18 protein-coding genes are annotated in these 22,194 nt (G+C 65.4%); 9 read left to right on the top strand and 9 right to left on the bottom strand.

What is annotated here, in order from left to right; all coding sequences use genetic code 11:
* Positions 1 to 99: 99 nt before the first annotated feature.
* Entirely contained in the window at positions 100 to 2,175 is a 2,076-nt protein-coding gene (gene ppk1 / locus IAG39_RS07440) for a polyphosphate kinase 1 (protein WP_059380154.1), read from the bottom strand.
* A gap of 220 nt (positions 2,176 to 2,395) precedes the next feature.
* Here ppk1 and ppx point away from each other — a divergent pair, with 220 nt between their 5' ends.
* On the top strand, positions 2,396 to 3,883 hold the full coding sequence (gene ppx / locus IAG39_RS07435) for an exopolyphosphatase (RefSeq protein ID WP_118932911.1): 1,488 nt from the start codon (positions 2,396 to 2,398) through the stop codon (positions 3,881 to 3,883).
* A gap of 182 nt (positions 3,884 to 4,065) precedes the next feature.
* On the opposite strand, the gene IAG39_RS07430 is transcribed toward ppx, so the two are convergent.
* From IAG39_RS07430 to IAG39_RS07410, 5 genes are all read right to left on the bottom strand, one after another.
* Positions 4,066 to 4,872, bottom strand: a complete 807-nt coding sequence (locus IAG39_RS07430; protein WP_059380156.1) for a GNAT family N-acetyltransferase — start codon at positions 4,870 to 4,872, stop codon at positions 4,066 to 4,068.
* A gap of 211 nt (positions 4,873 to 5,083) precedes the next feature.
* Positions 5,084 to 6,427, bottom strand: coding sequence for a phosphoglucosamine mutase (gene glmM / locus IAG39_RS07425; protein ID WP_118932912.1), 1,344 nt, complete (start codon positions 6,425 to 6,427; stop codon positions 5,084 to 5,086).
* On the bottom strand, positions 6,424 to 7,269 hold the full coding sequence (gene folP / locus IAG39_RS07420; RefSeq protein WP_059380158.1) for a dihydropteroate synthase: 846 nt from the start codon (positions 7,267 to 7,269) through the stop codon (positions 6,424 to 6,426). The genes glmM and folP overlap by 4 nt, the downstream gene beginning before the upstream one ends.
* 18 nt (positions 7,270 to 7,287) lie before the next feature.
* Positions 7,288 to 9,174 (bottom strand): ATP-dependent zinc metalloprotease FtsH, encoded by a 1,887-nt coding sequence (ftsH, locus tag IAG39_RS07415; protein ID WP_054451363.1) that lies wholly within the window; start codon positions 9,172 to 9,174, stop codon positions 7,288 to 7,290.
* A 214-nt stretch (positions 9,175 to 9,388) separates the two neighbouring features.
* Entirely contained in the window at positions 9,389 to 10,021 is a 633-nt protein-coding gene (locus IAG39_RS07410; protein ID WP_054451364.1) for an RlmE family RNA methyltransferase, read from the bottom strand.
* A gap of 18 nt (positions 10,022 to 10,039) precedes the next feature.
* Here IAG39_RS07410 and IAG39_RS07405 point away from each other — a divergent pair, with 18 nt between their 5' ends.
* On the top strand, positions 10,040 to 10,639 hold the full coding sequence (locus IAG39_RS07405) for a YhbY family RNA-binding protein (RefSeq protein ID WP_059380159.1): 600 nt from the start codon (positions 10,040 to 10,042) through the stop codon (positions 10,637 to 10,639).
* Positions 10,640 to 10,768: 129 nt separating this feature from the next.
* Here the strand turns inward: IAG39_RS07405 and greA are convergent, their stop codons facing one another.
* Positions 10,769 to 11,245, bottom strand: a complete 477-nt coding sequence (gene greA, locus IAG39_RS07400) for a transcription elongation factor GreA (RefSeq protein WP_054451366.1) — start codon at positions 11,243 to 11,245, stop codon at positions 10,769 to 10,771.
* A gap of 649 nt (positions 11,246 to 11,894) precedes the next feature.
* On the opposite strand from greA, the gene IAG39_RS07395 reads away from it, so the two are divergent.
* Positions 11,895 to 13,514 carry a methyl-accepting chemotaxis protein gene (locus IAG39_RS07395; protein ID WP_059380160.1) on the top strand — a complete coding sequence of 540 codons (1,620 nt, stop codon included), beginning with the start codon at positions 11,895 to 11,897 and terminating at the stop codon, positions 13,512 to 13,514.
* 52 nt (positions 13,515 to 13,566) lie between these two features.
* Here the strand turns inward: IAG39_RS07395 and IAG39_RS07390 are convergent, their stop codons facing one another.
* On the bottom strand, positions 13,567 to 14,877 hold the full coding sequence (locus IAG39_RS07390; protein ID WP_118932913.1) for a solute carrier family 23 protein: 1,311 nt from the start codon (positions 14,875 to 14,877) through the stop codon (positions 13,567 to 13,569).
* Between the two features lie 138 nt (positions 14,878 to 15,015).
* Here IAG39_RS07390 and IAG39_RS07385 point away from each other — a divergent pair, with 138 nt between their 5' ends.
* The 6 genes from IAG39_RS07385 to IAG39_RS07360 all read left to right on the top strand — a co-directional run bounded on the left by IAG39_RS07385 (position 15,016) and on the right by IAG39_RS07360 (position 21,362).
* Positions 15,016 to 15,444 carry a hypothetical protein gene (locus IAG39_RS07385; RefSeq protein ID WP_059380162.1) on the top strand — a complete coding sequence of 143 codons (429 nt, stop codon included), beginning with the start codon at positions 15,016 to 15,018 and terminating at the stop codon, positions 15,442 to 15,444.
* A 129-nt stretch (positions 15,445 to 15,573) separates the two neighbouring features.
* Entirely contained in the window at positions 15,574 to 16,899 is a 1,326-nt protein-coding gene (locus tag IAG39_RS07380; protein WP_118932914.1) for an ABC transporter substrate-binding protein, read from the top strand.
* Positions 16,900 to 16,985: 86 nt separating this feature from the next.
* Complete coding sequence (locus IAG39_RS07375) at positions 16,986 to 18,698, top strand: ABC transporter permease (protein ID WP_059380164.1); 1,713 nt, start codon at positions 16,986 to 16,988, stop codon at positions 18,696 to 18,698.
* Positions 18,695 to 19,780, top strand: coding sequence for an ABC transporter ATP-binding protein (locus IAG39_RS07370; RefSeq protein ID WP_059380165.1), 1,086 nt, complete (start codon positions 18,695 to 18,697; stop codon positions 19,778 to 19,780). The genes IAG39_RS07375 and IAG39_RS07370 overlap by 4 nt, the downstream gene beginning before the upstream one ends.
* Before the next feature lie 10 nt (positions 19,781 to 19,790).
* Positions 19,791 to 20,699, top strand: coding sequence for a LysR family transcriptional regulator (locus IAG39_RS07365; RefSeq protein ID WP_059380166.1), 909 nt, complete (start codon positions 19,791 to 19,793; stop codon positions 20,697 to 20,699).
* 18 nt (positions 20,700 to 20,717) lie between these two features.
* A complete protein-coding gene (locus tag IAG39_RS07360; RefSeq protein ID WP_118932915.1) occupies positions 20,718 to 21,362 on the top strand; it encodes a histidine phosphatase family protein in 645 nt (214 codons plus the stop codon).
* A gap of 4 nt (positions 21,363 to 21,366) precedes the next feature.
* Here the strand turns inward: IAG39_RS07360 and IAG39_RS07355 are convergent, their stop codons facing one another.
* Positions 21,367 to 22,131 carry an SDR family oxidoreductase gene (locus IAG39_RS07355; RefSeq protein ID WP_059380168.1) on the bottom strand — a complete coding sequence of 255 codons (765 nt, stop codon included), beginning with the start codon at positions 22,129 to 22,131 and terminating at the stop codon, positions 21,367 to 21,369.
* Between the last annotated feature and the right edge of the window lie 63 nt (positions 22,132 to 22,194).

Here is a 22,194-nt window from a genome sequence, read left to right as displayed (position 1 = left end):
GGATCTGGGGAGGATTTGCCTCGAACGCCGCCGTCTTAAAGGGGGCGGAACATACGGGAGGCCTTGCTTCCGAAGCCGCCCCGGGCGGGGCGGCGGACGTTACACGCCCAGCTTCTGCATCAGGTACTGATGCACGTTGAAAGGCTCGCGGCGGCTCTTGACCCGGGTGTAGTCGCCGTCGGGAAGCTGTTGCCAGGCCAGCTGGTTGTCGCGCAGGGCGTAGGTGAAGGCTTCGTCGATGACGCGCTTCTTCAGGGTCTTGTCGTAGATCGGGAAGGCGATCTCGACCCGGCGGAAGAAGTTGCGGTCCATCCAGTCGGCGGACGACAGGTAGACGGTCTCTTCGCCCTCGGCATAGAAGTAGAAGACCCGCGAATGCTCCAGGAAGCGGCCGACGATGGAACGCACCCTGATGTTCTCGGACAGTCCCGGCACGCCGGCGCGCAGCGCGCATACGCCGCGCACGATCAGGTCGATCTTCACGCCGGCCTGGCCCGCCTTGTAAAGCTCTTCGATGATCTGCTCTTCCAAGAGCGAGTTCATCTTGGCCATGATGCGCGCACGCTTGCCGGCCTTGGCCGCGCGGGCCTCGGCGCGGATCAGCGCCACCATGCCGTCGTGCATGGTGAAGGGCGACTGCATCAGCGCCTTGAGCGAGCGGCGCGCGCCCAGCCCGGTCAGCTGCGCGAACACCTTGTCCATGTCCTCGCACAGCTTGGGATCGGCCGTGAGCAGCCCGAAGTCGGTGTACAGGCGCGCCGTGCGCGGGTGGTAGTTGCCGGTGCCCAGGTGGGCGTAGCGGCGCAGGCGCCCTTTTTCGCGGCGCAGCACCACGGCCATCTTGGCGTGCGTCTTGTGCGCCACCACGCCGTACACCACGTGCGCGCCCACCTCTTCCAGCTTGGAGGCCCAGTTGATGTTGGTCTGCTCGTCAAAGCGCGCCATCAATTCCACCACCACCGTCACTTCCTTGCCGGCGCGCGCCGCGGCCAGCAGGATCTTCATCAGCTCGGAGTCTTCGCCGGTGCGGTAGATGGTCTGCTTGATCGCCATGACGTCCGGATCCAGCGCGGCGGCGGTCAGGAAGTCGATAACGGGTTGAAACGACTGGTAGGGATGGTGCAGCAGGCGGTCCTGCTCGGCCACGGCCTCGAACAGCTCGGCCGGCTTGTCGCCCACACGGTCGAACGGCGCCGGCACGGGGGCGCGGTAATCCGGGAACAGCAGGTCCGGCCGCGAGTCCGAATTGCACAGCTGCATCAGGCGCGACAGGTTCACCGGCCCCGGCACGCGGTAGGTGTCCTCCGCCTTGAGCGAGAACTCGCGCTGCAGGAAGTGTTCCAGTTCGACCGGCGTCAGCTTGTCGATCTCCAGGCGCACGGCGGCGCCGAAGTTGCGCTGCGACAGCTCGCCCTGCAAGGCATGGCGCAGGTTGGTGACTTCTTCCTCGTCCACGAACAGGTCGCTGTTGCGCGTGACCCGCCACTGGTAGCAGCCCAGCATTTCCAGCCCCGGAAACAGTTCGCCCACGAAGGCGCGCAGCAGCGAGGTCAGCAGGATGTAGCCCTCGGGCTGGCCCGACAGCTCCTGCGGCATCTTGATCAGGCGCGGCAAGGCGCGCGGCGCCTGCACCACGGCGATCGAGGCCTGGCGGCCGAAGGCATCGGCGCCCGACAGCGACACGATGAAATTCAGGCTCTTGTTGTAGACCCGCGGAAACGGATGCGCCGGATCCAGCCCGATCGGGGTCAGAAGCGGCATCACGTCGCGGTTGAAGACCTCGCGCGCCCATTCCTGCTGCTGCGGATTCCATTCCGATGCATGGTGCAGCGAGATGCCCTCGGCGTGCATGGCCGGCAGGATCTCGTCGTTGAGCAGGTTGTACTGGCGATACACCAGCGCATGCACCGCCTGCTGCACGTTGTCGAACGCCTGGTCCGGCGTCATGCCATCGGGTCCCACCAGATTCGGCGACTGGCGCTGCTGCTCCTTCAGGCTGGAAATCCGGATCTCGAAGAACTCATCCAGGTTGGAACTGACGATACAGACGTAGCGCAGGCGTTCCAGCAAGGGAGTCTTGGGATTCTCCGCCATCGCCAGCACGCGTTCGTTGAATTTCAGCAGCGACAACTCGCGGTTCAGAAGCAAAGGCTCGGCAGGAGGGCGTGAGGGCATACCGGGTTCCATACGTAGGGAGAGCGTGGAGTTTTACTGCAAAAAGGTGACGGTTCCATGACACAGCAGCAAATACGTAGCGTACGCCAAAACCGGGACGCATAGCAGGCCGATCAGATGCCGCAAACCCCTGTTCCATAAGAAAAAAAGCGCGCGCGGAAGCGCTGTCACATGGGATCTCTATAATCGGGCCACCTCTCAGACAATATTTACGAGCCGCATGGATCAACTTCTGGCCGCGGTGGACCTCGGGTCCAACAGCTTCCGCCTCTCCATCGGACGCATCGTTCAACAGGACGGTACGCCCCAGATCTATCAGATTGACCGCCTCAAGGAAACCGTCCGGCTTGCGGCCGGCCTGGACTCCGAAAAAAGGCTGGGCGACGAGGCCATCGACCGCGCCATCGCCGTGCTGGAACGCTTCGGCGACCGTCTGCGCAGCTTCCACCCCAACCGGGTCCGCGCCGTCGCCACCAACACTTTCCGTGTCGCCCGCAACACCCGCGACTTCCTGCCGCGAGCCGAAGCCGCCCTGGGCTTTCCCATCGAAGTCATCGCCGGCCGCGAAGAGGCCCGCCTGATCTTCTCGGGCGTGGTCCACACCCTGCCCCCTTCGCCCAACAAGCGCCTGGTCATCGACATCGGCGGCGGCTCCACCGAAGTCATCATCGGCAAGAGCCATGAGCCCGGCCTGATGTCCTCGCTGTACATGGGCTGCGTCAGCTACAGCCGCCAGTTCTTCTCGGACGGCGTGGTGGACGCGCACCAGATGAAGCAGGCCGAGCTGGCCGCGCGCCGCGAGATCGAAGTCATCGCCAAGCAGTACCGCAAGATGGGCTGGAAGGAAGCCTACGGCTCTTCCGGCACGGCCAAGGCGCTGTTCGCCATCCTGACCGAATGCCGCTTCTCGGACCGCGGCATCACGCGCGCCGGCCTGAACAAGCTGAAAGACCGCATCATCCGCTCGGGCCGCGTGATTCCGTCCGAACTGCCCGGCATCAAGATCGAACGCTCGGACGTCCTGCCGGGCGGCCTGGCCATCATGAGCGCCCTGTTCGACGAGCTGGGCATCGACGTCATGCACACCGGCGACGGCGCGCTGCGCCTGGGCGTGCTGTACGACCTGCTGGGCCGCGACGACGAGCATGACAAGCGCGATGAATCGGTGCGCCAGTTCATGAAGCGCTACCACGTCGACGTCAACCAGGCGCGCCGCGTACACCACGCCGCGCTGACCCTGTTCGACGCCATGTTCCCGGACGGCCCGGAACGCGCCGAGCTGCGCCCCGCGCTGGGCTGGGCGGCCGACCTGCACGAAGTGGGCCTGTCCATCGCCCACAACGCGTACCACAAGCACACCGCCTACGTGCTGGAAAACGCCGACATGCCGGGCTTCTCGCGCGCCGACCAGCAACTGCTGGCGCTGCTCGCGCTCGGCCACCAGGGCAAGCTGACCAAGCTGGAACCCCTGGTACGTTCGCGCGCGCAATGGAAGGCCATCCTCAGCCTGCGGCTGGCGGTGCTGCTGTTCCGCCGCCGCAATGAAATCGAACCGCTGCCGCTGACCGCGTCGGTGCGCGACAACTCCATCGTGGTGCGGGTCAACCGCGAATGGCTGGCGCAGCACCCCCTGAGCGACTTCACGCTGCGCGCGGAAGAAGCTGAGTGGAACAAGGTGGGCTTTTCATTCGAACTGCTAGAGTTCTGAGGAACCAGCCGGGCGGCGCGAGCCTGCCCGCCCTGTTCCGGCCCCGCGCTGCGGGGCCGCTGCACTAAAACGGCGACAGATCGGTCTCGCGATCCAGCCGCTTTAGCTCCATGCGCAAAGGCCTGGTGGCCCGCCGTATCAACCTGATCTTCATGCGGCGGAACAGGCGGCGCATGGTGGCCTCAGCGCTGGGCAGTGGCGGTTGCGGGCTGATCCAGCCCGAAATGGCGGCGGTAGCGCTCGTCCATGCGGTCCATTTTCAGCAGGACCGGGAAATCCGCGGCGTTGAAATCCGGGTCCCAGGCGGGCTCGCCACAGACCTTGGCGCCCAGCTTCAGGTAACCCTTGATCAGCGGCGGCACGCGCGCCGGCAAGGTGCTGTTGAGCTTCTCCACCGGATAGCGATGCAGCGGCGTCACGCGCGGCTCGTCGCCCTGCGGCAGCTGCTTGGAGATGGTGCGCCACACTTCGGCGGCGGTAACGCCGTCGTCGCGCAGGCTGACGCTGGCGCAACCCAGCACGTACTGATAGCCGCCGCGGCGCAGGTATTCGGCCAGGCCCGACCACAGCAGCATGATGACGCCGCCGCTGCGGTAGTCGGGGTGCGTGCAAGAACGGCCGACTTCGACCAGCTCGTCCTGGATCGCCCCCAGCCCTGACAGGTCGAACTCGGACTGCGAGTAGTAGCCGCCGGCCTCCCGCGCCTTTTCCGGCGTCAGGATCCGGTAGGTGCCGACCACGCGGCCCGTGTCCAGCTCGCGGACCATCAGATGTTCGCAGTACGGATCGAAGCGGTCATGCTCGATGCCGTCCTGGGCGTCGGGAAACACCGCGCCCATGTCCTCGGTGAAGACGTCGTAGCGCAGGCGTTGAATCTGCTCGATTTCTTCAGCGGTGCGCGCCAAGCCCACCACCAGCACCTTGGCGGCGGCGCCGGTCCAAGGTTCTGCGGCATTACGGCTCGGATTGATGCGTGCTAATTCCAGCATTGCGCGAAGCTCCTAGAGAGTCCAGCCAGTGTGGACGCCCTGTATGTCAAAGACTTGACCAATATGTTACGTGACTATGAAGTTTAGTCCGGAGCGGATAAATCAATCTTCCGCCCAAATCGACAAAACTTTACAAATCTATACAACCCTTGAACAAACAAGGCCACCCGTCACGCACCGGGTGGCCTTGTTCGAAATCGCAGGTCCGCGCTTATCCCAGGCTGGCCGCAAGCTTCTCGGCGCAGGATACGGCCAGGGCCTCATCTTCGGCTTCGACCATGAGGCGCAGCTTCGGCTCGGTGCCCGAGGCGCGGATCAGGATGCGGCCGCGGCCGTCCAGCTCGGCTTCGACGACCTTGCGCGCGGCGCTCAGGCCGGCGTGCGTCTTCCAGTCCTGGCCCGGGGTCAGCGGCACGTTGATCATCTTCTGCGGATACATGCGCAGATCGCTCACCCACTCCGACAGCCCGACCGAGTTGCGGCGCAGCGCGGTCAGGACCTGCAGGGCGGCGACGATGCCATCGCCGGTCGAATGGCAGTCCAGGCACAACAGGTGGCCGGAGCTCTCGCCGCCGTACAGCCAGCCGCGCGCCTGCATCTGCTCCAGCACATAGCGGTCGCCGACATTGGCGCGCTCGAAGCCCACGCCCAGGCGCTGCATTTCGCGCTCGAAGCCGAAGTTGGTCATCAACGTGCCGACCACGCCGTCCACCTTGCCGCGCTGCATGCGCTCGCGGACGATGGCGTACATGAGTTCGTCGCCGTTGTAGATGCGGCCTTCGCCATCCACCATCTGCAGGCGGTCAGCGTCGCCGTCCAGCGCGATGCCCAACTGGGCGCCGCGGGCATGCACTTCCTTGGCCAGCAGCTCGGGATGCAGCGCGCCCACGCCCTTGTTGATGTTGAAGCCGTCCGGATTGACGCCGATGGCGTGCACTTCGGCGCCCAGCTCGCGGAACACGTGCGGCGCGATGTTGTAGGCGGCGCCGTGGGCGGCGTCCACCACGATCGTCATGCCATTCAGGTCCAGATCGTTGGGGAAGGTGCTCTTGCAGAATTCGATGTAGCGGCCCTGCGCGTCACCCATGCGGCGCGCGCGCCCCAGGGCCTCCGACGCGACGCAACCCAGCGGTTCGTCCAGGGCGGCTTCGATGGCGGCCTCGATCTCGTCGGGCAGCTTCATGCCTTGCGCCGAGAAGAACTTGATGCCGTTGTCTTGGTACGGATTGTGCGAAGCGCTGATGACGATGCCCGCCACCAGACGCAGCGCGCGGGTCAGGTAGGCCACCGCGGGGGTGGGCACCGGGCCTGCCAGCAGCACATCGATGCCAGCCGCCGACAGACCGGCTTCCAGCGCCGACTCCAGCATGTAGCCAGAGATCCGCGTGTCCTTGCCGATCACGACCTGCGGACGGCTGCCGCCGCGTACGGCGTGCTCACGCGCCAGGACGCGGCCGGCCGCGTAACCCAGACGCAGCGCGAATTCGGCGTTGATCACCGGACCGCCGACTTCGCCGCGGACCCCGTCGGTACCGAAATATTTACGTCGAATCATGAACTGAGTGCTCCTTGTTCTGCCGCGTGCCATACCTTGAGCGCGTCGACCGTGGCCGCCACATCGTGCACCCGCACGATGGAAGCGCCACGCGCCACGCAGGCAAGCGCCGCGGCGATGCTGCCGGGCAACCTGCCGTCCACGGGCCGGCCGGTAGCCTGGCCGATCATGGTTTTGCGCGACAGGCCGATCAGCAATGGATAACCGGCGCTGCGCAGGCTCGACAGCCGGCGCAGCAGTTGGAAGTTCTGGTCGCCCGTCTTGCCGAAGCCGAAGCCCGGGTCCAGCACGATGCGGCGAGGATCGATCCAGGCCGCGCGCAGCTTGTGCGCGCGAGCCCCCAGGAAAAGCCCGATTTCACCGATCAGGTCGGTGTACTCGGGCGGGGCGGCCTGCATGGTGCGAGGCTCGCCCTTCATGTGCATCACGCACAGCCCGCAGCGCGTATGGGCCACCGCCTCGACGGCGCCCGGCTGCCTGAAGCCATAGATGTCGTTGATCATGTCCGCGCCGGCATCCAGCACGGCGCGCATGACTTCCGGCTTGAAGGTGTCGATGGACAGGGGCACGCCGCAATCGCGCAGCGCCTCCACCACCGGCAGCAACCGGGCCAGTTCGTCGGCCACGGAGACCGGGTCGGCCCCGGGACGCGTGGACTCGCCGCCCAGGTCCAGGATCTGGGCGCCTTCGGCGATCAATTGGCGCGCATGCGCCACTGCGGAATCCGTATCGTCATGCTGGCCGCCGTCGGAAAACGAGTCCGGCGTGACATTGACGATACCCATGACAAGCGGGCGCTCGAGATCAAACTCGAAGCGCCCGCAAAGGAAGTTATTTGCCATAACTCAGGATGAGCAGCCTCAGACAGCGGCAGCCGTATTGCCACCTGCCGCCAGGCCCGTGGGCGGCGTGTCGGACGTATCCGACGGGCCCTGAGGCGTCTTCGGGGGACGCGGAGGACGGCCCTCGATGATGTCGTTGATCTGGTCGGCGTCGATGGTTTCCCATTCGAGCAGCGCGGAGGTCATTACTTCGACCTTGTCGCGGTTGTCTTCCAGGATCTTGCGGGCAACGCTGTACTGCTCGTCGATGATGCGGCGGATCTCGGTGTCCACCTTCTGCATGGTGGCTTCCGACATGTGCGTGGTCTTGGTGACGCTGCGGCCCAGGAACACTTCGCCTTCGTTCTCGGCATAGACCATGGGGCCCAGCTCGTCGGTCATGCCGTAGCGCGTGACGATGTCGCGGGCGATGGCGGTGGCGCGTTCGAAGTCGTTCGAGGCGCCCGTCGTCATCTGGTCCATGAAGATTTCTTCGGCGATGCGGCCGCCGAACAGCACGGCGATGGTGGACAGCAGACGGCCCTTGTCCATGCTGTAGCGGTCGGTCTCAGGCAGCTGCATGGTCACGCCCAGCGCGCGGCCGCGCGGGATGATGGTGACCTTGTGGACCGGGTCGGTCTTGGGCAGCAGGCGGGCGACGATCGCGTGGCCGGACTCGTGGTACGCGGTGTTCTTGCGTTCCTCTTCGGGCATCACGATGGAGCGGCGTTCCGCGCCCATGATGATCTTGTCCTTGGCCTTTTCGAAGTCGGACATATCGACCGTGCGGCCATTGCGGCGGGCGGCGAACAGCGCGGCTTCGTTGACCAGGTTGGCCAGGTCGGCGCCGGAGAAGCCCGGAGTGCCGCGCGCCAGCACGGTCGCATCGACGTTGGGCGACAGCGGAACCTTGCGCATGTGGACCTTCAGGATCTGCTCGCGGCCGCGGATGTCGGGCAGCGGCACCACGACCTGGCGGTCGAAGCGGCCCGGGCGCAGCAGCGCGGGATCCAGCACGTCGGGACGGTTGGTCGCGGCGATGACGATGACGCCCTGGCCGGACTCGAAGCCGTCCATTTCCACCAGCATCTGGTTCAGCGTCTGCTCGCGTTCGTCGTTGCCGCCGCCCAGGCCAGCGCCACGCTGGCGGCCGACCGCGTCGATTTCGTCGATGAAGATGATGCAGGGAGCGTGCTTCTTGGCGTTTTCGAACATGTCGCGCACACGGGCCGCGCCCACGCCGACGAACATTTCAACGAAGTCGGAGCCCGAGATGCTGAAGAACGGCACCTTGGCTTCGCCCGCGATGGCCTTGGCCAGCAGCGTCTTGCCGGTACCCGGCGAGCCGACCATCAGCACGCCGCGGGGGATGCGGCCGCCCAGCTTCTGGAACTTGCTGGGGTCGCGCAGGAAATCGACCAGTTCCTGGACGTCTTCCTTGGCTTCGTCGCAGCCGGCAACGTCGGCGAAGGTGATCTGGTTGGTGTTCTCGTCGAGCATGCGGGCGCGCGATTTGCCGAAGCTGAACGCCCCGCCCCTGCCGCCTCCTTGCATCTGGCGCATGAAGAACACCCAGACGCCGATCAGCAACAGCATGGGGAACCACGACACGAAGATGCTCATCAGCAGCGACTGCTCTTCGCGCGGCTTGCCCGACACCTGGACGCCGTACTTCAGCAGATCGGAGACCATCCAGAGGTCGCCCGGCGAAGTCAGCGTGTAGGCGCGGCCCGCGTCAGGGGTGACGTACAGCACGTCGCCCTGGACGTCGACCTTGCGGATACGTCCCGCCTTGGCGTCGTCCATGAACTGCGTGTAGGTCACGCCGTCCTGGGTCTGAGCGCGTCCGTCGAACTGTTTGAAGACGGTGAACAGCACGAGGGCTATCACCATCCAGACAGCGACTTTCGAAAATGAATTATTCAAGGTCGATCTCCTGCTTTCGATTCCGACCGGCGACCGCGCACCCGCATATGGCACAGTCACAAGTATGTCAATAGCTCATTCTACCCTGTCAGACCAGATTGCGTCCCGGGATGCCTGAGCCCCTCTGAGTTTTGTCTTATTCGCGAATTTTCTGGTCGTTGTCCCGGCAGGCTGTAGGTTTTTCGAATCCGAGGCGGCGCGCCCCGGACCCGGGCTACTTCAGATCGCGCGCAACCAGAAAGGTTTCGGAGGATTTGTCCCGCGATGCCTTCGGCTTGCGTTCGACCACCCGCTTGAAGCGCTGCTTGAAGGATTCCACGATCTGCGAAAAGCCGCTGCCGTGGAAAGCCTTGACGATCAGCGCCCCGTTGGGCTTGAGGTGGGCGCAGGAGAATTCCATCGCCAACTCGCACACATGCTGGATGCGCGCGGAGTCGGCAATACCCACCCCTGACAAGTTGGGGGCCATGTCGGAAATAACAAGATCCACCGCGCGCGATCCGACCATGTCTTCCAATTGTTTCAAAACTTCATCTTCGCGGAAGTCACCCTGGATGAATTCAACGCCCGCCACGGGCTCCATGGGCAGGATATCGAGCGCGATGATGCGTCCGTCCACGACCCCGCCCGGCCCCGCCAGGCGCTCGCGCGCCACTTGGGACCAACTGCCGGGCGCCGACCCCAGGTCGACCACGAGGTCGCCCCGGCGCATCAGCTTCTCGGTATCCAGGATCTCGATCAGCTTGAAGGCGGCGCGGGCCCTGTAGCCCTTCTGTTGCGCCAGCTTCACATAGGGATCATTGATGTGCTGGTGAATCCAGTCTTTGGAGAATTTATTCTTGGCCATTACCGTACAATTCCACGCATGCCTATATTAGAACTTACCTCTCGTGAGCGCAGCGACCTTCGGTCCGCCGCTCACCCTCTGCGCCCCGTCGTCCTGATCGGCGACAACGGCCTGACCGAAGCCGTGCTCAAGGAAATCGACCTGGCGCTGACTTCGCACGGCCTCATCAAGGTGCGCGCCGGCGGCGATGACCGCGAGGCCCGCGACGCAATGCTGTCGACCATCTGCGACACGCTTTCCTGCGCCCCCGTGCACCATCTGGGCAAAACCCTGATCCTGTTCCGCCCGCTGGCCGGCAATATCAAGCCCGCCGCGCTGGCCGCCATGGAACCTGAACGCCCCGCCAAGCGCCGCGCCTCCGAGCCGCACACGCCCAAGAAGCTGGCCGCCGAAGGCAAGACCCTGGCCAAGCGTCCGCGCCGCAGCGAATCCGAAGAGCCCAAGCCGAAGACGCGCTTCGTGCCCCAGGACCAGCTCAACAAGAACGGCAAGCCCATGCGCCCTGGCACCAGGAAGACCACCGCCAGCGGTCACGGCATTCCCCGCCGCGCCGGCAGCGCGCTCAGCCTGCGGGCCGGAGCACGCAGCGGCACCAGCCGCAAGACGACGAAACGGTAAGTGCGGGCACAAAAACGGGCGCTTTACGCGCCCGGTCCACCATAGCGATCCGCATTAAACCGCGGAATTCAGTCGAACGCACGGTTCGGACTATGGTGTTTTGACAACTTCCAGCTTACTACGTCGGCGTCAGATGTAGCGCACGCCCAGGACTTCATACTCGCGAACGCCAGCCGGGGCCTTGACCTCGACCACGTCGCCTTCGCTCTTGCCGATCAGCGCGCGGGCCACCGGGCTCGACACGGAAATCAGGTTCGACTTGATGTCGGCTTCAACGTCGCCGACGATTTGGTACGTCACACGATCGCCCGAATCCAGGTCCTCGATGTCGACGGTGGCGCCAAACACGGCGCGGCCTTCGGCATCCAGGGCGGTAGGATCGATCAGGTGGGCGTTGGAAAGCGTGCCTTCAAGCTCGGCAATCCGGCCCTCGATAAAGCCTTGGCGCTCGCGAGCAGCATCGTACTCGGCATTTTCCGACAGATCACCCTGCGCACGCGCTTCAGCGATCGCGTTGATAACGGCAGGACGTTCCACGGTTTTCAGCCGCTGGAGCTCTTCTTGCAAGCGCTCGGCCCCGCGCACGGTCAAAGGAATGGCAGACATGTCGTTTCCCAAACAAAAGTAGAAAACGCCCCGGACGGAGCGTTCTCGGTGAAGGTCGGAATCCTGGCGCGCGCAGGCAGCCGAGTGAAAGCAAAACTGGCAAGCGGCGCGGACGACCAAAACAAAACCCCGGCTCGGGTCGGAACCGGGGCAATCAAGGTCATATTGTGGTCAAAGTCCACGGGAATTGCAAGCCGCCGGAGAAACCGCCGTTTTCGCCGCATTTCGCCGCTGTAACCCGCTAAAACCCGTCATTTTTTCCAATTTTTCCGATCCGATCTTGAACCGGATCGCGCAGGCCCGTCGCCGCGATTCCTTGGTGCACGTGTGGCATAAAAACTACTCTTCGATAGTTTTTTACAACAACCAGGGATTACCTCTAAAAAACGCCAGCAAAAACGGACTGAATCAGTATAAAACAACAAATTGTGTCATTCATGACAATTTAATACATCCAACTGGATACCGTTTGGCTGCAGCTTGCGGACCGCAAGCACTTGCCACGCGCAGGAGTCTTGTTTTTGCGGGTAGTTGCAGTGGAGGCGGACGCATCGCAGCCACCCGGCGCGACGTTCGCCGTTCCGCCGCGCAGCGGGCGGCCTGGGCCGTTCCCAACACGGCGGATCGCGTTCAAGAACGAGGAGCTCTCATGCTGGAAAAATTGAAAGTCCGTACTGGAATGCTGTTGGTGCTGGGCTGCTTCGTCATCGCCCTGGCGCTGGCTTGCGGCTTGAGTTGGATGAACGCCGAGAAAAGCGTGACCGAGATCAAGGATCTGAACAATGTCGCGGTCCACCAGGTCGACCCGCTCTACGAAGCCAACGCCGCCCTGCTGCGCGCGCGGCTGGCGCTCGGTGCGGGCATGGCTGCCATGCAGGCAGGCGGCATGGACCAAGCCGGGCTGGCCGGCGAGGAAGCCGCCAGCCATCTGAAGCAGGCGCGCGAGCGTTTCGCCCGCTACATGGCCGTGCCCAAAAGCCCGCGCGGCCAGGAGCTGGCCCAGACGCTACAGGGCCGCTTCACCGAATACGCCGCCATCCTGGACAGGCTGGAAGCCGACCTCAAGGAACGCGCGCCTGCCAAGTTCCGCCAGGACGAGGGACGGCTGCCCCAGGCCGACGCCTACTTCATGAAAGACATGCAAGCCTTCCTGGCCCGGGTCCAGGAGCGCAGCGACGGCGTGCTGGCAAGCTCGGAGCAAACCTACTCCACCGCCCGGATCTCGGCGGTCGCGCTGATATCGGCTGCGCTGCTGCTGACGGCACTGTGCTGGACCTTCATCCGGCGCGCCGTGCTCCGTCCGCTGCAGGAGGCCGGCCGGCACTTCGACCGCATCGCGGCGGGCGACCTGACGAACCGCGTGGAAACCCGCTCCAACAATGAGATCGGCGTCCTCTTTGCCTCGCTCAAGCGCATGCAGGAAGGTTTGACCCGCACCGTCACGTCCGTGCGCCAGGGGGTGGATGAAATCAACGTGGGCGCGGCGGAAATCGCTGCCGGCAACTCCAACCTGTCAGTCCGTACCGAAGAACAGGCCGCGGCGCTGGAGGAAACCGCATCCACGATGGAAGAGCTGGCGGTGACCGTCAAGCAGAATGCGGAAAACGCCGCCCAGGCCAATCAGTTGGCCTCGGTCAGCATGGACGTGGCGCAGCGTGGCGGCCAGAACGTGGAACAGGTGGTAGCCACCATGCACGGCATCTCGGACAGCTCGCGGCGCATCTCCGACATCGTTTCGGTGATCGACAGCATCGCTTTCCAGACCAACATCCTCGCGCTGAATGCCGCCGTCGAAGCCGCACGCGCTGGCGAACAGGGCAAGGGCTTTGCCGTGGTCGCGGGCGAAGTCCGTTCGCTGGCCCAGCGCGCGGCCCAAGCCGCCAAGGAGATCAAGACGCTGATCGAGGCCTCGGTGGACACCGTGGCGGCGGGATCGGCCCAGGTGGCTGCCGCCGGGCAGACCATGCAGGAGATCGTGGATTCCGTGCAGCGGGTGGCGGCGATCATGGCCGAGATCTCAGCCGCCTCGGCACAGCAGGCCGGCGGCATAGACCAGGTCAGCCTGGCGATCTCGCAGATGGATGAGGTGACGCAACAGAACGCCGCGCTGGTCGAGGAAGCTTCGGCCGCGGCGGCCGCGATGGAAGAACAGGCGCGGCGCCTGGCCGAAGCCACCTCGGTATTCAAGACGCAATCAGGACAGGTGATCGAGGCGGCGCCGGTGGCGCTGACCGGCACGGCCGCAACCTCGCGGCTGTCGCGCACCTAGGCGCGCCAGCCGGCCATGCGCGCGACGCCAGGTCCGCGCATGGCCGCGCCGCTTACTTCCTGCGGCGCAGCAAGGCGTACAGGATGATGGCGCCGAAGGTAGCGGTGCCGATGCCGCCCAGCGTGAAGTTACCCAGCTTGACCGTGAAGTCTCCCGCGCCCAGCACCAGCGTGACCGCGGCCACGATGAGGTTGCGGTTGTCGCTGAAGTCCACCTGGTTGACCACCCAGATACGGGCGCCGGCGATGGCGATCAGGCCGAACACCACCACCGACATGCCGCCCAGCACGGGCGCCGGGATCATCTGGATCAGCGCGCCGAACTTGGGCGAAAAGCCCAGCACGATGGCAATCAGGGCGGCCACCACGAACACCAGGGTGGAATAGATGCGCGTGACGGCCATCACGCCGATGTTCTCGGCGTAGGTGGTGACGCCCGTGCCACCCACGGCGCCGGACACCATGGTAGCGACCCCGTCGCCGACGAAGGCGCGGCCCAGATAGCGGTCCAGGTCCTGCCCGGTCATGGCGCTGACAGCCTTCACGTGCCCCAGGTTCTCGGCCACCAGGATGATGGCGACAGGCACGATCAAGCCCATGGCCTCGGCCTTGAACACCGGCGCGGCGAAATGCGGCAGGCCGAACCAGGCTGCGGCCGTCACGCCGGAGAAGTCGATGGGTTTGCCCAGCCCCATGCCGTTGGCGAGGATGCCGTACACCACGCAGGCCAGGATCATGCCGACCAGGATCAGCAGGCGCTGCACCATGCCCTTGGTGAACACGGCGATGCCGCCCACGCAGAGGATGGTGACCATGGACATCACGCTGTCGAAGCCCGACGCGCCCATCGCGCCCTTGGCCGCGATAGGCGCCAGATTCAGGCCGATGACCGCCACCACCGCGCCGGTGACGACGGGCGGCATCAGCGTGTCGATCCAGTTCGCGCCGCCCCCGGCGCGCGCGTTGACGAACCAGACAATCAACCCGATCAACGTGTAGGCCAGGCCGCAGGCGATGATGGCGCCCAGCGCCACGCCGATATTGGCGTTCGCTCCGCCGCCGGCATAGCCGGTCACGGCGATCACGCCGCCGATGAAGGCGAAGCTGGAACCCAGGTAGCTGGGGACCCTGCCGCCCACGAACAGGAAGAAGATCAGCGTGCCGATGCCCGACATGAGGATGGCGACGTTGGGGTCGAAGCCCATGAGCAACGGGGCCAGCACGGTGGAGCCGAACATGGCGACCACGTGCTGGGCGCCCATGGCCACGTTCTTGGGCCAGGACAGCCTTTCGTCGGGCGCGATGATGACGCCGGGCTCGGCGTCGTCCGCCAGGCGCCAGCGCGGAAAGTAGGAATTGGACATGGATATCCCAAAGTAGGTGTCGGGTGTGAGCGGGCGCCAGTGTAAAGGGGGCTGCAAACGGGGAGCAATGCTTAAGTTCGCCGTCAGAATGCCGTACTAGTGAAAACCCCGAAATCCTCATAGGCGGCAGGAGCAATCATGGCGATCGATCCCATCAGCGGCAATTCCCGAATCAACAGCCTGGCCGACCTCTGGGCGCAGAAGATCCGCGCCAACAAGGAAGCCAAAAGCGCCTCGGACGCGGAAACGAGCACGGTGTCCGCGGACGGCAAGATCCGCGTCAACAACCCCGGCGGCCTGAAAATGGGCAACGTGCAGGAAGCCAAGGAAACCGAAGACTCCAGCAACGACGACGCCTACACGCGCCAGATCAAGGAACTGCAGAAGCAACTCAAGCGCGTGATGGACCAGATCGCCAAGGTCAAGGCCAGCGGCATGCCGGCCGAAATGAAGGCCCAGCAACTGATGGCGCTCAATGCCCAGGCGATGCAGATCCAGCAGCAGATCACTGCAGTGATGGAGAAGCAGGCCCAGGCCATGAAACGCGGCGTATCCGCCACGGCCTAGCGGGCCAGGCACGGCGCCCCGCCCGGCCGGGGCGCCCGCATTGATGGCGCGCATCAAAATTTGTGATTGGACGCTGCCTGGACCGGCCAGTACTGTCTCCGAACAAATCTAAAACTACGGAGACAAACCATGCATGCAATGCGCACAGCTCTTGCAGGTGCGGTGCTGGCCGTTTGCGCGGCCCCTGCCCTGGCAGGCACCGTCACGGTGATCACGTCGTTCCCCAAAGACCTCACCCAGGCCTACAAGACGGCCTTCGAAAAGGCCAACCCCGGCATCACGCTGGAAATCCTGAACAAGAACACCGTATCGGGCATCGCCTACGTGCGCGAAACGCCCGCCGGCCAGCGTCCCGAGGTGTTCTGGGCCAGCGCGCCCGACGCCTTTGAAGTGCTGGGCCGCGACAAGCTGCTGGCAAGCTCCGCCGACGTGGCCAACAAGCAGGTGCCGGACAAGATCGGCAACTACCCCATCAACGATCCCGGCGGCATGTACCTGGGCCAGGCCCTGGCCGGCTACGGCATCATCTACAACACCCGCTACATCGCGGCGCACAAGATCCCCGCGCCGGTGGAATGGAAGGACCTGCTGTCGCCGCAATGGTTCGGCCATGTCGGCATCACCTCGCCGTCGCGCTCGGGCACCATGCACCTGACGGTGGAAACCATCCTCCAGGGCGAAGGCTGGGACGAAGGCTGGAGCACCTTGCTGCGCATGTCGGGCAACAGCAGCGCCGTCACCGAGCGTTCTTTCGGCGTGCCGGACGGCGTCAACAACGGCCAGTTCGGCGCCGGCCCGGTGATCGACTTCTTCGGCCTGTCCAGCAAGTATTCCAAGTTCCCGGTCGAGTTCGTCTACCCCTCCGAAACCGCCATCGTGCCGGCCAATATCGCGCTGATCGAAGGCGCGAAGAACACCGAGGAAGGCAAGAAGTTCATCGCCTTCACCCTCAGCCAGGCCGGCCAGGAACTGCTGCTGGAACCCAAGATCTCGCGCCTGCCGGTGCTGCCCTACACGGCGCTGGCCGGCAAGATTCCCCAGGGCTACCCCGACCCCGCCGAGATCGCCAAGCGCAGCAAGGTGCAATTCAACGCCGACCTGTCGCAGTCGCGCTACTACGTCGTGCAGTCGCTGTATGACCAGACGGTCACGTTCCGCCTGAAGGAACTGCAGGCCGCCACCAAGGCCATCTACGAGGCCGAAGCCAAGTTGGGCGACAAGGCCAAGAGCGGCAAGGCTGCCGAGCTGCTGGCGCAGGCCCGCAAGCTGACCTGGGCGCCGCTCGTGGACGGCAAGAAGGCCGCCGACCCGGCCTTCCTGGCGATCTTCGCCGGCAACAAGAAGGACGCCGCCGTGAACCAGCAAATCACCCAGCTGGAAGGCGAATGGAACGGCCGTTCCAAGGCGAACTACGAAGAAGCCGTGAAGCTCGCCAAGCAGGCCGCCGCGCTCTAGGCCGCCACACCCGCAGGACGCGAGGCGGACGGGCCGGTCCCGTCCGCCGCCGCGGCTTTCCCCTGGCAACGATTTCGGGAATCTCGATGAATTCTTCGGGCCACTCGCGCCTGCCCGTCGGCCCCCTGCTGACGGCGCTACTGGTGTTCGGTTTTCTGCTGCTGTTCCTGGCCGTGCCAGTCGGCACGGTGTTCTACACCGCCTTCGTGAACGCCGACGGCAGCTTCACCATGGGCCACTTCGGCGCCTTCTTCAACCAGCCGCTGATGAAGGAAGCCTTCTTCAACAGCCTGTACGTGGCGGGCTGGTCGGCGCTGCTGGCGTCGCTCATCGCCGTGCCGCTGGCGTACTTCACGGTGCGCTTCGATTTCCGCGGCGCGCTGCTGATCCAGACCCTGGGCGTGCTGCCGCTGATCATGCCGCCATTCGTCGGCGCGGTTGCGATGCAGCTGATCTTCGGCCGCTCGGGCAGCGTGAACCTGCTGCTCAACGACTGGTTCGGCTTCACCATCCCGTTCATGGAAGGCTTGAACGGCGTCATCTTCGTGGAATCGCTGCACTACTTCCCCTTCATCCTGATGAACCTGGTGGTGGCGCTGCGCAACATCGACGGCGCCATGGAAGAGGCGGCCTTCAACCTGGGCTCGCGGGGCTTCCGTTTGTTCCGCCGCGTGATCTTTCCGCTGGCCCTGCCCGGCTATGTGGCCGGCACGTCGCTGGTGTTCGTCAAAGTGTTCGACGACCTGGGCACGCCGCTGGTGCTGGGCACCACCAACATGCTGGCGCCGCAGGCCTATCTGCGCATCACGCAAGTGGGCCTGGAGGATCCGCTGGGCTATGTGATCAGCGTGATCATGGTGGGCTTTTCGATACTGGCGTTGTGGCTGTCGGCGCGGGTGCTCAAGGGCCGCGATTACTCCACCCTGCAGAAGGGCGGCAGCTCCATCCAGAAGCGCAAGCTGCGCCCGGTGGAGAGCGTACTGGCCTATGGCTGGATCATCCTGGTGCTGCTGCTGGTGCTGTCGCCGCATATGGGCGTGCTGCTGCTGTCCCTGGCCAGCGTCTGGAGCTTCGCGCCACTGCCCGACGGCTACACGCTGGCGCATTACGCCGCGGTGTTCTCCGAATCGCAAGGCATGATCGCCAACACCCTGCTCTATTGCGGCCTGGCCGCGGGCGTGGACGTGATCCTGGGTACCGCCATCGCCTATCTGATGTTGCGCACCCGGCTGCCGGCGCGCCAGTGGCTGGACTTCCTGGCCTCCGCCGCGCTGGCGATTCCAGGTATCGTGCTGGCCATCGGCTTTCTGCGCACCTTCCGCGGCATCGAGCTGCCCGGCACCGGCACGCTGCTGACCTCGTCGTGGATCATCATCATGATCGCGTACTCGGTGCGGCGGCTGCCCTACGCCCTGCGATCCTGCGTGGCCTCGCTGCAGCAGATCAACATCTCGCTGGAAGAGGCGGCGCAATCGCTGGGCGCGACCCGCATGAGCACGATACGCCGCGTGGTGGTGCCGCTCATGGCGGGCGGCATGCTGGCCGGCTTCGTGACCAGCTTCGTGACGGCGGCCGTGGAACTGTCGGCCACCATCATGCTGGTGACCAAGGACAGCCAGGCGCCCATGAGCTACGGCATTTATCTGTACATGCAGAGCGCGGCGGGCCGGGGTCCCGGCGCCGCGCTCGGCGTCCTGGCGGTGGCCGCGGTGGCCATCGGCACGTATGTCTCGCACCTGCTGGTGGAGCGCGCCCAGTCGCGCCAACAGCCGGCCCGCAATGAAGGGGAATCCGCATGAAGAAAGTCAGCGTCGAATGCCGCAACATCCGGTTGTCCTACGGCAAGACGGAAGTGCTCAAGGACGTCAACATCAGCATCGAGCCCGGCGAGTTTTTTGCGCTGCTCGGACCGTCCGGCTCCGGCAAATCCACCTTGTTGCGGCTGATCGCCGGCTTCAACCGGCACAGCGCCGGGCAGCTGCTGGTGGACGGCAAGGACATCAGCGGCACGCCGCCCTGGAACCGCAACATCGGCATGGTGTTCCAGAACTACGCGCTGTGGCCGCACATGACGGTCTGGGACAATGTGGCCTTCGGCCTGGTCGAACGCAAGCTGCCGCGCGCCGAGATCCACGCCAAGGTGGAGGCCGCGCTCGATCTGGTCGGCCTGTCCCAGTACGGCAAGCGCCGCCCCAACCAGCTTTCCGGCGGGCAGCAGCAGCGCGTGGCCCTGGCCCGCACCATCGTGATCGAGCCGCAGGTGCTGCTGCTGGACGAGCCTCTGTCCAACCTGGACAAGAAGCTGCGCGTGCAGATGCGCCAGGATCTGCTCAGCCTGCAGCGCCGGCTTGGCATCACCACCATCTTCGTCACCCATGACCAGGAAGAGGCCATGACCACCGCCGACCGCATGGCGGTGCTGGACCACGGCGTGGTCCAGCAGATCGGCGCGCCCAGCACCTTGTTCGACTATCCGGTCAATCGCTTCGTCGCCAACTTCGTGGGCACGATGAACGTGCTGGAAGGCGACGTGCGCGAACGCACCAGCGGCAGCGTGGTGCTGGCGGTGGAAGGCGTGGGCGACCTGCAGCTGCCGCTCACGGGCGAAGCGCCCGCCGCTTCCCGGCTGGCGGCCAGCTTCCGCCCGCACACGGTGCAGATCGAAATGGCGGACGGGCTGGGCGACGCACGCTATGTCTGGCTGCCCGGCATCGTGGAAAGCAGCGAGTTCCTGGGCGAATTCACCCGCTATCAGGTGCTGATCGGCGAGCAGCGGCTGACCGCGGACCAATCGCATCTGGCCGGGCTGTCGCCCTTCCCCGTCGGCGCTCCGGTTTCCATCGGCCTCGAACCTACCCAAGTGCGGCTCCTGGCGGCCTAAACTCGGGGCCATGGAAATCTATCAGATCCGCGCCTTCGTCACGGTCGCCCGGCTGGGCAACCTGACGAAGGCGGCCGAGGCGCTGTCGCTGACCCAACCCGCCGTGACCGCGCAGATCAAGGCGCTGGAGCAAAGCCTGGGCGTGGCGCTGTTCGACCGCAGCGGCGGCCGCCTGGCGCTGACCAAGGCCGGCGAGGTGCTGCTGCCCACCGCCGAGTCGCTGCTGGTGCTGGGCGCGCAGTTCAAATCCGAGGCCCAGCAGCTGCAAGGCAGCCTGCATGGCGCGGTCGAGCTGGGCGTACCCAGCGAAAAACCGGATTTCCTGCGCCTGGGCGAACTGGCCTCGGCCGTCACCCAGCGCCTGCCGCTGGTCGAGCTGAAGACCCAGACCCTGCCTGCCGCCGCGCTGGCCGAACAGGTCAGCACCGGCCGTCTGCCTGCGGCGCTGATCATTGCCGCCAATCCGCCGCGCGGCGTGCTTTGGCAGCCCCTGCGCAGCGTGCGCTACCGCATCGCCATGCCCCGCGAGCATGCCGCCGTGCTCAAACGCGGCGGCTGGCGCGAGGTGGCGCAATTGCCTTGGCTGGACGGTCCTTCCGGCAGCCACACGCACCTGCTGTTGCGCGACATGTTCGAACGCCATGGCCTGTCGCCGCGCGTCGTGATGCAGAACGACGACCAGGCCAACCTGGATGCGCTGGTGCGCGCGGGCGCAGGCTGCGCCCTGCTGCGCGAGGAAGCCGCGCTGGCGGGCGCGGCCTCGAACGACTTCATCGTCTGGGGCCAGGCGCGCGTCGACGCGATGCTGGGATTCATCCTGCCCTACGAGCGCGCTAGCGAGCCCGCGCTGGTCGCGTTAAGCTCGATCATTCAAACCATCTGGAAACCGCGCGCGCCCATCGCGTCCGCCCAGCTCTAAACCCGCATCAAGATCGTAATGACTGAAATCTGGTTCATCCGCCACGGCGAAACCGACTGGAACCGCCAGCGGCGCCTGCAAGGCTGGCAAGACATCCCCCTGAACGAATTCGGCGTCAACCAGGCTGGCCTGCTGGCCGCGCGCTTGCGCGAGGAAGCCCGCCATACGCCCATCCACGCCATCTACAGCAGCGACCTGCAGCGCGCCCACGCCACCGCCCTGCCCGTGTCCGAACAGTTGGGCTTGCGCGTGCGCGTGGAGCCCGGCATCCGCGAGCGCGGCTTCGGCGTGCTGGAAGGCCTGGACCACGAGCGCATCGACGTGCTGGCCCCCGAAGCCGCTGCCGCCTGGAAGAGCCGCGACCCGCTGCGTCCGCTGGACGGCGGCGAAACGCTGGGCCAGTTCCAGTCCCGCGTCATTTCGACCGTGGACGACATTGCCAGCCGCCACGACGACGAACGCATCCTGATGTTCACGCACGGCGGCGTGCTGGACATCATCTGGCGCCATGCCTCCGGCGTGCCGCTGAACGGGCCGCGCGACGCTTCGCTGCTGAACGTCAGCATCAACCGCGTCGGCGTGCAAGGCCGCCAGTGGCAGGTGCTGGACTGGGGCGACGTAGGCCACGTGACCGACGAAGTCGGCAACGACGTGGTGCCTTGAACGCTTAGCGCGCGCGGCGCGGCTTGCGCGGCGCGTTGCGCGCCAGCCTGTCGTAGACGGCGTTGGGCAACAGGCGCATCAGCTTGGCCACGATGCCCATCTGCCACGGAATCACCACATAGGACGCGCCCCGCCCGATCGCGCTGCGCGCGCGGCGGGCGAAGGCGTCCGCTTCCATCAGGAAAGGCATGGAATACGGATTGTGGGCCGTCATCGCCGTCTTGATATAGCCGGGCGCGATCGTCACCACGTCTATGCCTTCGGCGGCCAGTTCCAGCCGCAGGCTTTCGCAATAAGTCACCACCGCGGATTTCGACGCGCTGTAGGCGCCCGCGCCTGGCAGGCCCCTGACTCCCGCCACGCTGGCGATGCCCACCAGCCGGCCCGACCCAGCCTGGCGCATGGATGCGATGAAGGGTTCGAAGGTCGCCACGGTGGCCAGCAAATTGGTGTCGACGATGGCCTTGAAGACGTCGTAGTCCTCGCCGTGCTCGGTCAGGGTGCCGGCGCTGATGCCGGCGCTGGCGATGACCACGTCCACCCGCCCCTGGCAGAACCCGATGAAATCCAGGGCCGCGGCATGCAGCGCCTGGCGGTCGCGTACGTCCACCGCATAGCAGCGGTGCTCGCCGGGCAGGCTGCCGGCCAGCTCGCGTAGCGCGTCTTCGCGCCGGCCCAGCAGGCCCAGCGTGGCGCCCGTGGACGCGTATTGCTGCGCCAGGGCGCGTCCCAGGCCGCTGCTGGCGCCGGTGATGAAGACTCTTTCCATGTGTGCCTGTTGCCTGTGGTGACGTTGCGGAATCGCGTTGCAAAAAAATAGGGCACGCTTTCG

Source organism: Achromobacter xylosoxidans (genome assembly GCF_014490035.1).
Lineage (GTDB): Bacteria > Pseudomonadota > Gammaproteobacteria > Burkholderiales > Burkholderiaceae_B > Achromobacter > Achromobacter bronchisepticus_A.
This window is presented reverse-complemented; position numbering and strand designations above follow the sequence as displayed.

What these genes read in the sequence shown, in the direction of transcription:
- ppk1 (WP_059380154.1), bottom strand. Translation starts at nt 2,175, where the DNA reads ATGCCCTCACGCCCTCCTGCCGAGCCTTTGCTTCTGAACCGCGAGTTG.
- ppx (WP_118932911.1), top strand. Translation starts at nt 2,396, where the DNA reads ATGGATCAACTTCTGGCCGCGGTGGACCTCGGGTCCAACAGCTTCCGC.
- IAG39_RS07430 (WP_059380156.1), bottom strand. Translation starts at nt 4,872, where the DNA reads ATGCTGGAATTAGCACGCATCAATCCGAGCCGTAATGCCGCAGAACCT.
- glmM (WP_118932912.1), bottom strand. Translation starts at nt 6,427, where the DNA reads ATGATTCGACGTAAATATTTCGGTACCGACGGGGTCCGCGGCGAAGTC.
- folP (WP_059380158.1), bottom strand. Translation starts at nt 7,269, where the DNA reads ATGGCAAATAACTTCCTTTGCGGGCGCTTCGAGTTTGATCTCGAGCGC.
- IAG39_RS07410 (WP_054451364.1), bottom strand. Translation starts at nt 10,021, where the DNA reads ATGGCCAAGAATAAATTCTCCAAAGACTGGATTCACCAGCACATCAAT.
- IAG39_RS07405 (WP_059380159.1), top strand. Translation starts at nt 10,040, where the DNA reads ATGCCTATATTAGAACTTACCTCTCGTGAGCGCAGCGACCTTCGGTCC.
- greA (WP_054451366.1), bottom strand. Translation starts at nt 11,245, where the DNA reads ATGTCTGCCATTCCTTTGACCGTGCGCGGGGCCGAGCGCTTGCAAGAA.
- IAG39_RS07395 (WP_059380160.1), top strand. Translation starts at nt 11,895, where the DNA reads ATGCTGGAAAAATTGAAAGTCCGTACTGGAATGCTGTTGGTGCTGGGC.
- IAG39_RS07390 (WP_118932913.1), bottom strand. Translation starts at nt 14,877, where the DNA reads ATGTCCAATTCCTACTTTCCGCGCTGGCGCCTGGCGGACGACGCCGAG.
- IAG39_RS07385 (WP_059380162.1), top strand. Translation starts at nt 15,016, where the DNA reads ATGGCGATCGATCCCATCAGCGGCAATTCCCGAATCAACAGCCTGGCC.
- IAG39_RS07380 (WP_118932914.1), top strand. Translation starts at nt 15,574, where the DNA reads ATGCATGCAATGCGCACAGCTCTTGCAGGTGCGGTGCTGGCCGTTTGC.
- IAG39_RS07375 (WP_059380164.1), top strand. Translation starts at nt 16,986, where the DNA reads ATGAATTCTTCGGGCCACTCGCGCCTGCCCGTCGGCCCCCTGCTGACG.
- IAG39_RS07370 (WP_059380165.1), top strand. Translation starts at nt 18,695, where the DNA reads ATGAAGAAAGTCAGCGTCGAATGCCGCAACATCCGGTTGTCCTACGGC.
- IAG39_RS07365 (WP_059380166.1), top strand. Translation starts at nt 19,791, where the DNA reads ATGGAAATCTATCAGATCCGCGCCTTCGTCACGGTCGCCCGGCTGGGC.
- IAG39_RS07360 (WP_118932915.1), top strand. Translation starts at nt 20,718, where the DNA reads ATGACTGAAATCTGGTTCATCCGCCACGGCGAAACCGACTGGAACCGC.
- IAG39_RS07355 (WP_059380168.1), bottom strand. Translation starts at nt 22,131, where the DNA reads ATGGAAAGAGTCTTCATCACCGGCGCCAGCAGCGGCCTGGGACGCGCC.